This is a genomic window from Idiomarina abyssalis (genome assembly GCF_019797805.1).
Classification (GTDB): Bacteria; Pseudomonadota; Gammaproteobacteria; order Enterobacterales; family Alteromonadaceae; genus Idiomarina; species Idiomarina abyssalis.
The window spans coordinates 985,804-998,035 of record NZ_CP081832.1; the positions used below are offsets into that span (position 1 = coordinate 985,804).

The following is a 12,232-nucleotide window of genomic DNA, read 5'->3' on the forward strand; positions in this document are numbered from 1 at the left end:
CTGGAGATAACCATGGAAATTTTTATTCTGTTAGTGGTTTTAGTGGTACTGGTGTTTGCAGTCGGAGATATCCGTCGCAGCCTGGTAACTAAACCGGTTTTTGCTATTTTTAAGCGCATTTTGCCGCCTATGTCGGATACCGAACGCGAAGCTATGGAAGCGGGTGACGTTTGGTGGGACGGCGAGTTGTTCAGCGGCCGCCCAGACTGGCAGAAGTTACTTGATGTACCCGAGCCAAAACTGACCGCTGATGAGCAGGCGTTTGTCGATAACCAGTTGGCAAAACTGATGGACATGCTGGACGATTTTAAAATTGTTCAACAAGACCGTGACTTACCCAAACAAGTTTGGGACTACCTGCGTAAAGAACGTTTCTTTGCCATGATTATTGGCAAAGATCACGGCGGCCTGGATTTTTCTCCCGCGGCAAACTCTTACATTGTTTCGAAAATTGCCAGCCGCTCTATCAGTGCGGCGGTATCGGTCATGGTGCCTAACTCATTAGGTCCGGGTGAGTTACTGACTCACTATGGTACAAAAGAGCAAAAAGACTATTGGTTACCACGCCTTGCGGACGGAACAGACATTCCTTGTTTTGCACTGACAGGACCTGAGGCTGGCTCCGACGCGGGTGCTATTCCCGATGAAGGCATCATTTGCAAAGGCGAGCACGAAGGCAAAGAAGTTGTCGGTATTCGTCTTAATTGGTCTAAGCGCTACATTACACTGGCTCCGTCAGCAACCGTTTTGGGTTTGGCCTTTAAACTCTATGACCCCGAAGCGCTTTTAGGCAGTAAAAAAGAAATAGGTATTACTTGTGCGTTAATTCCTACTTCGCACAAAGGCGTTGAAATTGGCGACCGCCATTTCCCGCTGAACCAGGCTTTCCTTAACGGTACAACCTTTGGTAAAGACGTTTTCATTCCGCTGGACTGGATTATTGGTGGTGCTGATTACGCTGGTAAAGGCTGGCGTATGTTGGTCGAATGCTTGTCAGCTGGCCGTGGTATTTCTTTACCGGCCTTGGCTACGGCGTCGGGCCACGTTACCCAGCGTATGACCGGTGCTTATGCTTACGTTCGTCAGCAGTTTGGTATGCCCATTGGTATGTTTGAAGGCGTTCAGTCATCAATGGGTAAAATTGGTGGTACCAACTACATTCTGGAATCAACACGCCGACTGACTATTTCTGCATTATGTCAGGGGCAGAGCCCGTCTGTTGTTACGGCCATGACTAAGTACCATATGACCGAAATGGGGCGCGAGGTACTTGAACACGCCATGGATATTCATGCCGGTAAAGGCATTCAGTTAGGTCCGCATAACTATTTGGGTCATGCGTACATGGCAACACCGGTATCCATTACCGTTGAAGGCGCGAATATTCTGACTCGCAACTTGATGATATTTGGTCAGGGTGCAACGCGTTGCCACCCTTACGTGTTAAAAGAAATGAAGGCTGCGGCTAACCCGAATGAAGACGAAGGTATGCGCGACTTTGACAGCCTGCTACTGAAACATATTGGCTTTGCTGCTAGCAACGTCTTTGGCAGCTTGTGGCTGGGTCTTACTGGTGCTCGTTTTGGCGAATCACCGGTTAGTGGTGAAACCGCGCACTATTACCGCAAGCTGGGCCGTATGAGCCGGGGGCTTGCACTGGCGTCGGACATTTCCATGCTGATGATGGGAGGCGATTTAAAGCGTAAAGAGATGATCTCAGCCCGTTTAGGCGATGTGTTAAGCCACTTGTATATGGCTTCGGCAGTACTTAAGCGCTTTGAAGATGAAGGTCGCCAGGTGGCTGACTTGCCTTACGTTCATTACGCGCTTAAACACCATTTATTCAGCATTGCTGATGCCTTCTATGGCTTCTTTGACAACTTCCCGAACCGCTTTATGGCGTGGGTAATGCGTATACTGATTTTCCCTCTGGGAAATCACTTCAAAAAGCCATCAGATGAGATCTTACAGAATATCAGCACCAGCATGATGGAGCCGGGTGTTACCCGTGACCGTCACACCTTCTTGTGCTACTGGAAAGACAGCATCGGTGACGCTACCGGACACATGGAAAAAGCATTTTTGTCTATGCTGGAAATGAAGCCGGTTTATAAAACACTGCGTAAGGCGCAAAAACGTGGTGAGTTATCTTCCAACCTTAATGGTCAGGAACTGGCCGATGCGGCACTGCAAAAAGGCTTAGTCGACAAAGAAACGGCTGATAAGTTGGCTGAAACCGAAGAACTGCGTTTAACCGCTATTGGTGTCGACAGCTTTGCGCCGGGTATTATTGAGAATAATCAGTTCTATACGGCGAAAGGTGACATAAGAAAAGCAGCGGTTAAAGACTAACCGCTGCAAATACGAGTTCTTACTGAATAGACTCGCGCTTATCTTTCATATTGTAGATAGGTGTTACAAAAGAGCGCTTCTGAGCGCTCTTTTTCGTTTCTGCGCTAGCTGAAGCGGCAGGGCAGCTGCCACTGCTGATGTAAGTATTTGCAGCCGCTGTGATTGGATCCTCAGCGCTACCCCAGTCTCCGACAATTTCGTCTTCAACTGAACAGTTCGGAGCAATACCGTCGTAATATTTGCCTTCACCTTCTGAGTTTACGGTCTCAAAGTTAATCGCAAAGGTGACTTTATCGCACAGCTCTTCGGGCTGTTGGCCTACCGGTTTCCCACAGGTGGGTTCACCAACAGTAACAACCTCAATGTGAGGACTCAGGGAGTTAATAATGATTTCTGAAGACGAACAACTGCTGCCGGTAGTCAGTACAAATACACGGTCTAAATCTAGCTGTTCAACGCCATCGACCAGACTAAAGTCAATGCTCTGATTATTGTTGCTGTTTTGTTCGTTAAAACGGTACTCCAAAAAGGTTTCACCCTGCACATTTATGCCTGCCGCCTGAGTTGCGACCTGGTTAGCGTAGCGGATCAAACCACCACCGTTGTAGCGAACATCAATGACTAAATGGTTAATACCTTCAGCTGCAAATAAATCAAAGGCATTGTTTAAGTCGTCGCCGGTGCGGTTAATGAAAGAATCTAATGTAAAGTAGCCAACGGTTTCGCCGTTCAGCTGGTAAGTTTGAGCACCCATAACGGTATTGGTTTCTACTTCAACTTTACTTAGCACTTCAGTTTGTTCTGTGCCGTCAGGCTTTTGCCAGGTAATTTCGCGGCTCAGACCTTCTTCATTAGGGCCCAGTGCGTCATTAAATTCACCATTAGCAAGCAGTTCAGAAACCGCTACACCCTCAATAGCAATAAGTTCATCGGCGCGGTCAATGCCTGCGGTATCGGCAGGGGAGTCGTCATAGACAAAGCGAAACTTAACGCGGCTTTCACTAATTTGTTCCATAGAGAAGCCAAAGCCGAAGTAGGTAGCGCTGACAAACAGCTGATCGTACTCTTCCTCCGTTAATATATAGCTGTAGCGGTCCTCCGGTACACGCAGTTCTTCAAGTACCGCATACACATCGTCAAAAGCTTCAGGATCTAAACTGTCCTGCAGTTGGTCAGCCCAAAAATAGTCGTCCTTCATGTATTCGAAAAAGCGCTGATTTTGGTCCTCGACCGAGCAAAAGGCGTAACCATCGTCGTTATTGGTTCCACCAGAATTGTCCGTACCACCGCTATCTGAACCACCACAGGCAGAAAGGGCCAGAGTAATACCTATGCATAAAAGTGATTTGTCGAGTCTCATACTGCATCTCTTATTGTGTTGTAAAAATGTTAATTTAGCATAAGGAGCGAAAAGATAAACAGGGAACATGGCGTCTTTACTTAACTCATGGCAAACTGCTGACTATTGAAAACCAAACGAGAAAGCCGCTGTTATGGCACAAGTAATGATAGATATTGCGGGCACTGAGCTGACCGCCGAAGACAAAAAACTTCTTGCGGCACCCGCCGTTAACGGCCTTATTTTATTTACACGCAACTTTGCGTCCTTAGAGCAGTTACAGGCGCTGACACGCGAGGCACGAGCGGCCGCCGGCAAACCTTTGCTCATTGCGGTAGACCACGAAGGTGGGCGTGTGCAGCGTTTCCGTGAAGGCTTTAGCGCTATTCCTGCTATGGGGTCGCTGCAACAAATAGAAAACGAAGACGAACGGCAGCGCGCCGCCCGCGATTTAGGCTGGCTAATGGCAGCAGAGGTTCAGGCTGTAGGTATTGATATTAGCTTTGCACCAGTGCTGGACGTAGACGACTGCAGTGATGTTATTGGTGATCGCGCTTTTTCAGCAGTGCCATCTGAAATTTCTAAACTGGCGTCGTCTTTTATTGAAGGCATGCACGAGGCGGGTATGGCGTGTACCGGTAAACACTTCCCGGGGCATGGCTCCGTTCAGGCCGATTCCCACATTGCCATTCCTGAAGATGACCGAACTCTGGCGCAAATTAGGGCCCATGACTTAAAACCATTTTTGTCATTAAGCCAGAAACTGGACGGCATTATGCCGGCCCATGTTATTTACCCGCAAATTGACCCTCAGCCCGCCGGTTTTAGCGAGTTTTGGTTGCAACAGATACTGCGCAGCGAGCTGCAGTTTAATGGCACCATATTTAGTGACGACCTGTCTATGCAGGGTGCTACCGTTGCCGGTGACATGCAGCAACGCGCCGTCGCCGCTCTTAACGCCGGCTGCGACATGATACTGGTGTGTAACGACAGAGCAGGCGCAGTGCAAGTGCTGGACGCTAACTTACCCGCTACCGAGCCAGAAAGCGCACAACGTGTGAATAGAATGCTGATGTCATCGCCAGCGGTTTCGCTGGAAGAGTTAAAACGCACCGAGCGCTGGGAGCAAGCCCAACGCTGGTTGTAGGTTATTCGGAGCCTTTTATTCGTAGCTCTTTATTCATAAAGAATGGGGTCTTCAATGCCGTTGGCGGCGAAGGCCTCTAAGCGCTCCTGACAAGCTCCGCATTTACCACAGGCTTTGTCGCGGCCGTTATAGCAAGTCCAGGTTTGGCTGTAATCCAACCCCATTTTCAGGCCGTCGGCTAAAATCGCGTTTTTATCTACATCTAAGTAGGGGGCGTGGACGGCTACTGGGTCGTAGTTCGCCATTTTACTCACTACATCCATTTGGCGTACAAACTCGGGGCGGCAGTCGGGGTAAATAGCGTGATCACCCGAGTGCGCACCATAGTAAACCGCCGAGGCGTTTTCGGACACGGCGTAACCAATGGCCAGTGACAGCAAAATCATGTTGCGGTTGGGTACTACGGTAGATTTCATTGACTCTTCTTCGTAGTGCCCTTCGGGAATGTCTATGTCGTCGGTGAGTGAACTGCCGGAAAGCAGAGAGTTAATAGCGGTAATATCGATAACTTTATGGGGTATTCCATGCTGTTTACAGACGTTAGCCGCAACTTCAAGCTCTTTTACATGGCGTTGCCCATAGTTAAACGACAGTGCCAGAACCTCGTTTCCCTCTTGTAGCGCTTTGTGCAAAACGGTAAACGAGTCCATTCCGCCTGAATAAATAACAACGACCTTTTGCGACATGCTGTAACTCCCCGTATAATCCGCATTCATACATTCTAGCCAAAGCCATTTTAACGGAAGCTATGCCTTACCGCATCAACGAAATTTTTGAAACCTTGCAAGGCGAGGGCACCTTTACCGGAGTGCCATCTATTTTTCTGCGTTTGCAGGGTTGTCCTGTGGGTTGCCCATGGTGCGATACCCAGCACACATGGGAGACCAACCCAAGTGACCAGGTAAGCGTTGAGCGCCTAATGGCAAAAACCGAAGCTACCGCTGAGTGGGCTGAAATGACCGCAGAAGACATTATCAGCCGCTTTGAAAAAGAAGGTTACACCGCCAAACACGTAGTTATAACCGGCGGCGAACCTGCTATGTTTGATCTGCTGCCGCTTGGTAATGCCTTAGAAGCCAAAGGTTACCAACTGCAAATAGAAACCAGCGGTACCTTTGAGCTAAAAGTAACTGACAACACCTGGGTAACGGTGTCGCCCAAACTGGATATGCCAGGCGGCTACCTGGTACGCCCAGACTGTATGGCACACGCTAACGAAATAAAGCACCCCGTAGCCATGCAAAAGCACATAGACGCGTTAGACTCCCTTCTAAAACGCTGCCCACCCAAAGCAGACGCCGTAATTTGCCTGCAACCTATAAGCCAACGCCCACGCGCCACCGAGCTTGCTATGAAAACTTGCATAGCGCGCAACTGGCGCCTTTCTGTGCAGATGCATAAATATCTTAGTATTGAGTAGAAAGCATTCGTTTGCTATAAAAGATAGCATTAATATAACTATTTAATATTAAGGTATCTTTTTTATGTCTGAAGACTTGGATTTTTTAAAATTAGCTGGGGAAGAAGGTTATAGACATTTACTGAAGAGTCTTTTTACATACATTTCTAGCAATAGCACTATACAGCTAAATGAAGACGTGAGTTTCTCAGACTTGTATCGCAAAGCTATTCAGGTAGAGGAAGTTAAGACATTTTGGCAATATAACCGTTCTGTAAACTTAAGGGAATTTTATTATCCATCTAAAGTTCTACATGAATCTGATGAATTTCAGCTGGACAGATTAGATGAGTTTGATAATAAACATATAGTCATACAAGGTACTGCTGGTCAAGGAAAGTCTATCTTACTTAGATACTTGACTAGTCAGGAGATCAGATCGGGAACAAGTATTCCTATTTTTATTGAGTTGAGAAAAATATCAAAAGTCAATTCAATTAGAAGTTTAATTTCTGAATGCCTAAAAGAACTCGGAATTTCAATTGAGTCTGAATCTGAAATTGAGACAATACTGAAGTCTGGGCATTTTACGTTAATATTAGATGCGTTCGATGAAATTCCTGATGAAAACGTTAAAGATACTGTTTCATATTTAGAGGGTTTGTTTTTTAAAGTTTCAGAAATGAAGGTTTTAGTATCCTCCCGACCTGGTTCAGAAATACAGAAACTATCTTTTGTTAAGGTATATGAATTAAAAAAGTTAAGCGAAAAAGATTTTGAACCTTTGTTAAACTTACTCATTGAGGATGATGGTTTAGTAGGCGAAATATTAGGTGCCCTTAAAGGTGCAAAATCAGATGTGATATCCCTTATATCAACCCCTCTTTTACTGACTTTATTCACTATCACTTATAAAAGCTTTCAAAAGATCCCTGAGTCACCGACAGAATTTTATGACGGGCTATTCCCTCTTTTAGCGGAGCGTCATGATGGTACAAAGCCTGGATTTAGGCGAGAATATAAATCTAACCTTAATGTTAGTCAATTAGAGCAGTTATTTGAGTCTTTTTCTTTCGTGTGTATGTTAGAAAAAACTACAGCTGTAAAGCGAAGTGACATCAGGAGGTTTGTTTCTAGGGCGGGAGATTATTGCAATATAGAGCCAGCAAGTCCAGAGAGCTTTTTCTCGGATTGTTCAAAAAATACATGCTTAGTTGTACAAGAGGGAACTGCGTATCACTTTATACATAAAAGCATAAGAGAGTTTTTTGCGTCGCGTTTCATAAGCACCATGCCGGAAGAAAATAAGCTAAAATTTTATAAAAGCCAAATTGAGTTCTTATCTTATACACAAGAAATAATTTTTCTACATCAGTTGGATACTAACTTTTTTGAAGAACATTATTTAGTTCCTATCTTAGAGGGATTTTTAGAAGAAGTTTGTTGGAATAATGGTGAGATTAATCTGGAAGATAGACTGGCGTCTGTTGAAGCAAGCTTTATGTTTAATGACGAAGGTAAACCGGAGGTTCATTCCGTTCGTGAGTCTAGTTCAAGTTCGGTAATGAAGATTGATAATCCATTTATAGATATTAATATATCAATTCTTGTTCTTAGAAGTACTATACAGAAAATATCCGAAGAACCATCCTTTATTGAACAGGTAGATCGTAGCTCAGATAATGAGCTCTTACTCATTCCCGTTCTTGAGTTGCCAATGATAATAAAAATGGTGGAACCTAAAGTTCTAGAGTACGCAAGAAAAGTAAATTCAAAACTACAGATCCTAAAAAAATCAATTGAAGAGCGGAAAGGGAAGTTGTCTACGATATCATTCTGACTTTGGGCGATATCTTACAATTCTTTAATCAAAGGCTTATAGTTATTTTTTTGTAATTTTTTAGAATTCCCTCTTACTCAATTAAGAGGGAATCTGAATGAAAGTGGCATTATTTTGTGAAGGAAAATTTTTTGATGTGGTTAAAATGAATGAGCTACCAAGCTTCTCTCAGGAGCTTATTCATAAAGGATCCGTTTATAAAGTTATTTTTATACATAAAGTTGGTTCGAAGTCGAGCGAAGTCGATACTTTAATAATCCTAAGGCAGTTGAGCGATTTTTTAGTTGCATAACTTTAATCGTATTCACCATGGTATCTAAATAGTTAAAAATTTAACTTAGAATGAATTAGGTAAGTCGATAAAATGAGAAGCGCTTGTTCTTGACTGTCTTTTGGGTACTTCTAAATTATACATAATCACTACGTACATTGTAGTAGGCCAACATGACCATAAAACCAGGCATTTACGAGCATTACAAAGGCGGTCGCTACCGCGTTATTGATACCGTCCGCCATAGCGAAACCGAAGAGTGTATGGTGCTTTATAAGCCCCTTTATGGTGAACAAAAGCTTTGGGTACGCCCCTTTGATATGTTCGTGGAAACGGTAAACGTGAACGGTACCCAGATACCGCGGTTTCAATTTGTTGGTAATGAGTAGGGTAGAACAATGAGCGAAACCGATAACAAGTTGTTTCTGGTTTATGTGGGTGGCACAGCCCCCGGTGCCAATATAGAGCTGCACGACGTTCGCTTTGTGGTGGGTAAGCGCATGGAAGATACCTATCCTGCCATTCGAAAAGGTTGGTTTGGCACACAAAAAGGGCTGCACCTGGACAGTTTTGTTCACCTGCACCACGTAGATGGCTACCGCATTCAGCTTACCCAGACAAAGCCGGCTAACCCTTCGGACAAAAAACTGTATTTTGTGAACTTTGGCGGCTATTTCTCCAATAAACTTGCTGAGTATCACGACTTTACCGTGGTGGTTGCTGACTCGCCTAATTCGGCAAAGCAACTGGCGCGTGCGCAAGTATCTAAAGCAGGCTTAGCTGGGGCAGAGCAAATTCATAAAGACGACTTATTGGCTGTGGATGACTGCCTGCGCGTAGACCTGGTGGATGAGCATTTCATAACGCTTGAATATGACGGTGAGCAGCAGGAATTAGTACCTGACTGGAAAGGCTATCAGCCACTGCCATAAATTTTTTGCATCCAAAAGTATTCGTTGTTGTGTCTAATACTGTGTAAGTCAAACAATTGAACAACAATAGGGGGCGTTATGTCCGATCTTTGGGTACCAATTACAGCCATGCTGAGTATTTCAATCGTTATTATTGTGGGCTTGGCTTTATCGGCTCATCATAAAAAGCATTTACAGTTAACTTTGCAAAAGCATCTGGAAAACGGAGGTACACTAACTTCGGAGCTTTTAGGGCAGTTGGGCACTTCGCCCAGCAGTCGTCATGGCGACCGTCGTAAAGGCCTGGTTTTGGTGTCAGCAGGGCTGGCCTGTTTAGTGGCCGGGTGGTCAGTGGGTGACTTGGATGTCGGCGTTATGTTCGGGGTTTTCCCGGTATTTATTGGCGTCGCCTTCTTAATTTCGGCTTACTTAACTAACGATGAATGATAAAGCGCTGATTGCACGGGTTATTGCCCGTGGCGATCAGCACGCCTTCGCGACTCTGGTTCGCCAGCATCAAAATGGCGTCCGGCACTTTCTGCGTCGATTAACCGCGGGCGATCACGCACAAGCGGATGACTTGGCGCAGGAGGTGTTTTTGCGCGCCTACAAGAGCCTGAAAAGTTTCCGTGCCGAGGCCAGTTTCAGTAGTTGGCTGCACAGCATAGCGTACCGTAGCTTTTTGAATGAGCAGCGTAAGTCGCATCACCATAATGAGGTAGCTGGCGACGCCTTGCCTTTTATGCCGGGGCCATCCAGTACGGTTGATAGCGACATTATGGTTGAGCGGCTAATGCGGCATCTTTCGGTGCCGGAACGCACCTGTTTAACCTTGTCTTTAAGTGCCGGAATGAGCCATCAGGAAATTGTCGCTATTACTGACTTACCGCTTGGCACGGTTAAATCTCATATTGCCCGGGGAAAACAAAAGCTGATTGATATTGTCAGCGCCCCACAAAACAAGCAGGAGGTTGCCTCATGAGTGCACCCGAACATGACGCTTTGAATGATCTTCTCAGCTATAAAACTCGCTTAGTTGATGAAAGCTTTACTGAGCAAACGTTGAGCTCAATTCGAAAATCTGAGAAGAAACGTCGCATTCTTGTTTTGCTGGCATTTATGAGTGCGCTGTTGGTAGCGGCTGCTTTATGGGTGGTGTCGGGGAATCAAATTCTGACTCCGGTACGGAGTTTCATGGCTCAGTCGCCGTACTTGCTCACACTGGCTATTGTAGCTTTTTGCTCAATAACGTTCTGGTCAACGCGGAAAAACAGTTAAAGGCAGTTTTGTGTTATTACTAAGCGTATAGTAAGTTGTTATATCTATTGATTGGTATAACACTTAAAACCAAGGAAGGAAAAATGATAAGAACAATAAAGCAAACTCTTATGTTTAGCCTTTTCGTAACTATGAGCTTTGTGGCGATGCCAGCCAAGGCGGAGCCCGACGTTAAGTTAATGGGTACAAGCGACTGTTTCAAAGGAAGGTTTGCCAGCTATGATAGCTGGATGCAGATGATTGCAAAAATGCAAGGTGATAAGCCTGGTGCCGAAAAATTTATGAGCAAGGTGAAAGCTGCCTATAAAAAAGAAGATTTTGAGAGTTATCGGCAGAATCTGGATTGCAAAAACGTTATGTATAAAGTCGACGGTGCAGTGGTTCACTCATACTACGTTGCTCCTAAAAATGAGTCTGACCTTCCCGTGATTATCTATAACCGCGGGGGGAACGCGAGTTTTGGGTCCTGGACGTTTGCCCGAGTATTCAGCCGACTTTTTAATTTAGCGACAGAGGGCAATGTGGCTATTTTTGCCTCAAGCTATCGAGGAGCTTTTCCAAAACTACCCGGTGAAGATGAATTTGGCGGCGCAGACGTGAAAGATGTCGTCGCTTTGCCACAGTTATTCGAACACTTTCCTAATGTGAACCCTGAAAAAGTCGGCGTATTTGGCGCTAGCCGCGGTGGCATGCAGTCCCTTTTAGCGGTAAAGCAGGGGTTAGACGTTGATTCTATTGTTCTTTATGCCGGGCAATACAACTTATTTGAGGGATTAGAGCACCGTCCAGAAATGGTGCGACTTTATAAAGAGCGAATCCCAAATTATGACGAAGAAAAAGAAGCTGAATTAAAGAAGCGCTCAGCGGTTTTCTGGATGGATGAAATTGATAATGATATTCCTATTCTCCTGATACACGGCGAGAAGGATGAACGTGTGTTAGTGGATTCCAGTATAGGGTTGAGTAAAGTGCTTGAGAAAGAAGGGTTTACTCATAAGCTTTCAATATATGAAAGCGGCAAACATCGCTATGGCAAAAACGCGGAAGCCATAGAAGGTGAAATGCTGTCTTGGTTTAAAACGAACTGGAAGTAAGTTGTCCGTAAACTGAGTTACCGGTCGTACAGGTCATTGTATGACCGGCACATAGAGCCGGTTGGTGATAACGCTGTCGCCGCTTATCACCACCTGAAATAAGTCGCCGAAGTCTTCTTCTCCAAGTTTCTCAGCACTTCCGCCTGCTGCTTTCACCAGTTCAGGCACGGTATTGCTGTGGCCAATAATCAGTGCGTTCTTTTTGAGCTCCTTTAAGCTGGTTACTATTCCTTTAAAGTCTTTAGCTGGGTAGGTTTCTACTGATACCCCCAATTGTTTTGCCAGTGCTTCTGCGGTTTGCTGAGTGCGCTTATAGTCGGTAGAAAATATGGCTTCAATGTCGCTGTTTTTCAAAACCTGCGCGAGAACTTGCGCACGCTGTTTGCCAACCAAACTGAGGTCGGGGTCGGTCTTGTCGGTTGTTTTCTCCATATGACGGGAGAAGTAAAGAGTATAAGTGTCGGCTGATGCCTCGCCAGAGAAAAAGCTCATAACAATAAAAATAAAAAGTAAACGGCGCATAAGTTGTTAAAGGTTGTCATATAAGGTTAGTTTATAGCAATAAAACATACCTTTCAGCAGGCCCATAAACAAGCGTTAT

The 12,232-nt window shown here is 45.2% G+C and carries 14 protein-coding genes; 11 read left to right on the plus strand and 3 right to left on the minus strand.

The features are described from left to right. Nucleotides 1-12 precede the first annotated feature (12 nt). Nucleotides 13-2,352 (plus strand): acyl-CoA dehydrogenase, encoded by a 2,340-nt coding sequence (locus K5X84_RS04625; RefSeq protein WP_222236784.1) that lies wholly within the window; start codon nucleotides 13-15, stop codon nucleotides 2,350-2,352. A gap of 19 nt (nucleotides 2,353-2,371) precedes the next feature. Here K5X84_RS04625 and K5X84_RS04630 read toward each other — a convergent pair whose 3' ends face one another. Further along, a complete protein-coding gene (locus K5X84_RS04630) occupies nucleotides 2,372-3,712 on the minus strand; it encodes a S41 family peptidase (RefSeq protein WP_222236785.1) in 1,341 nt (446 codons plus the stop codon). 133 nt (nucleotides 3,713-3,845) lie between these two features. On the opposite strand from K5X84_RS04630, the gene nagZ reads away from it, so the two are divergent. Next, a complete protein-coding gene (nagZ, locus tag K5X84_RS04635; RefSeq protein ID WP_222236786.1) occupies nucleotides 3,846-4,838 on the plus strand; it encodes a beta-N-acetylhexosaminidase in 993 nt (330 codons plus the stop codon). Between the two features lie 29 nt (nucleotides 4,839-4,867). On the opposite strand, the gene queC is transcribed toward nagZ, so the two are convergent. After that, on the minus strand, nucleotides 4,868-5,524 hold the full coding sequence (queC, locus tag K5X84_RS04640; RefSeq protein ID WP_222236787.1) for a 7-cyano-7-deazaguanine synthase QueC: 657 nt from the start codon (nucleotides 5,522-5,524) through the stop codon (nucleotides 4,868-4,870). Nucleotides 5,525-5,586: 62 nt separating this feature from the next. Between queC and queE the strand changes: the two genes are divergently transcribed. The 9 genes from queE (at nucleotide 5,587) to K5X84_RS04685 (ending at nucleotide 11,631) form a co-directional block, all read left to right on the plus strand. Then, entirely contained in the window at nucleotides 5,587-6,258 is a 672-nt protein-coding gene (gene queE, locus K5X84_RS04645; RefSeq protein ID WP_222236788.1) for a 7-carboxy-7-deazaguanine synthase QueE, read from the plus strand. Nucleotides 6,259-6,322: 64 nt separating this feature from the next. Further along, nucleotides 6,323-8,077, plus strand: a complete 1,755-nt coding sequence (locus K5X84_RS04650; RefSeq protein WP_222236789.1) for an NACHT domain-containing protein — start codon at nucleotides 6,323-6,325, stop codon at nucleotides 8,075-8,077. Between the two features lie 97 nt (nucleotides 8,078-8,174). After that, nucleotides 8,175-8,369: a hypothetical protein gene (locus K5X84_RS04655; protein WP_222236790.1), complete on the plus strand. Its 195-nt coding sequence runs from the start codon at nucleotides 8,175-8,177 to the stop codon at nucleotides 8,367-8,369. A gap of 152 nt (nucleotides 8,370-8,521) precedes the next feature. After that, nucleotides 8,522-8,737: a DUF1653 domain-containing protein gene (locus tag K5X84_RS04660; protein WP_222236791.1), complete on the plus strand. Its 216-nt coding sequence runs from the start codon at nucleotides 8,522-8,524 to the stop codon at nucleotides 8,735-8,737. Nucleotides 8,738-8,746: 9 nt separating this feature from the next. Beyond that, nucleotides 8,747-9,280 (plus strand): DUF1543 domain-containing protein, encoded by a 534-nt coding sequence (locus tag K5X84_RS04665; protein ID WP_222236792.1) that lies wholly within the window; start codon nucleotides 8,747-8,749, stop codon nucleotides 9,278-9,280. A gap of 78 nt (nucleotides 9,281-9,358) precedes the next feature. Further along, entirely contained in the window at nucleotides 9,359-9,706 is a 348-nt protein-coding gene (locus K5X84_RS04670; RefSeq protein WP_054487214.1) for a DUF6249 domain-containing protein, read from the plus strand. Then, entirely contained in the window at nucleotides 9,699-10,241 is a 543-nt protein-coding gene (locus K5X84_RS04675; RefSeq protein WP_199494725.1) for an RNA polymerase sigma factor, read from the plus strand. The genes K5X84_RS04670 and K5X84_RS04675 overlap by 8 nt, the downstream gene beginning before the upstream one ends. Beyond that, on the plus strand, nucleotides 10,238-10,537 hold the full coding sequence (locus K5X84_RS04680) for a hypothetical protein (protein WP_222236793.1): 300 nt from the start codon (nucleotides 10,238-10,240) through the stop codon (nucleotides 10,535-10,537). Before K5X84_RS04675 ends, K5X84_RS04680 begins: the two co-directional genes overlap by 4 nt. Nucleotides 10,538-10,620: 83 nt before the next feature. Continuing rightward, nucleotides 10,621-11,631: an alpha/beta hydrolase family protein gene (locus K5X84_RS04685; RefSeq protein ID WP_222236794.1), complete on the plus strand. Its 1,011-nt coding sequence runs from the start codon at nucleotides 10,621-10,623 to the stop codon at nucleotides 11,629-11,631. Nucleotides 11,632-11,664: 33 nt separating this feature from the next. Here the strand turns inward: K5X84_RS04685 and K5X84_RS04690 are convergent, their stop codons facing one another. After that, on the minus strand, nucleotides 11,665-12,153 hold the full coding sequence (locus K5X84_RS04690; protein ID WP_244994826.1) for a histidine phosphatase family protein: 489 nt from the start codon (nucleotides 12,151-12,153) through the stop codon (nucleotides 11,665-11,667). Between the last annotated feature and the right edge of the window lie 79 nt (nucleotides 12,154-12,232).

Bases quoted from the DNA above. Each gene is read 5' to 3' on its own strand.
- K5X84_RS04625 (WP_222236784.1), top strand. From the start codon at position 13: ATGGAAATTTTTATTCTGTTAGTGGTTTTAGTGGTACTGGTGTTTGCA.
- K5X84_RS04630 (WP_222236785.1), bottom strand. From the start codon at position 3,712: ATGAGACTCGACAAATCACTTTTATGCATAGGTATTACTCTGGCCCTT.
- nagZ (WP_222236786.1), top strand. From the start codon at position 3,846: ATGGCACAAGTAATGATAGATATTGCGGGCACTGAGCTGACCGCCGAA.
- queC (WP_222236787.1), bottom strand. From the start codon at position 5,524: ATGTCGCAAAAGGTCGTTGTTATTTATTCAGGCGGAATGGACTCGTTT.
- queE (WP_222236788.1), top strand. From the start codon at position 5,587: ATGCCTTACCGCATCAACGAAATTTTTGAAACCTTGCAAGGCGAGGGC.
- K5X84_RS04650 (WP_222236789.1), top strand. From the start codon at position 6,323: ATGTCTGAAGACTTGGATTTTTTAAAATTAGCTGGGGAAGAAGGTTAT.
- K5X84_RS04655 (WP_222236790.1), top strand. From the start codon at position 8,175: ATGAAAGTGGCATTATTTTGTGAAGGAAAATTTTTTGATGTGGTTAAA.
- K5X84_RS04660 (WP_222236791.1), top strand. From the start codon at position 8,522: ATGACCATAAAACCAGGCATTTACGAGCATTACAAAGGCGGTCGCTAC.
- K5X84_RS04665 (WP_222236792.1), top strand. From the start codon at position 8,747: ATGAGCGAAACCGATAACAAGTTGTTTCTGGTTTATGTGGGTGGCACA.
- K5X84_RS04670 (WP_054487214.1), top strand. From the start codon at position 9,359: ATGTCCGATCTTTGGGTACCAATTACAGCCATGCTGAGTATTTCAATC.
- K5X84_RS04675 (WP_199494725.1), top strand. From the start codon at position 9,699: ATGAATGATAAAGCGCTGATTGCACGGGTTATTGCCCGTGGCGATCAG.
- K5X84_RS04680 (WP_222236793.1), top strand. From the start codon at position 10,238: ATGAGTGCACCCGAACATGACGCTTTGAATGATCTTCTCAGCTATAAA.
- K5X84_RS04685 (WP_222236794.1), top strand. From the start codon at position 10,621: ATGATAAGAACAATAAAGCAAACTCTTATGTTTAGCCTTTTCGTAACT.
- K5X84_RS04690 (WP_244994826.1), bottom strand. From the start codon at position 12,153: ATGCGCCGTTTACTTTTTATTTTTATTGTTATGAGCTTTTTCTCTGGC.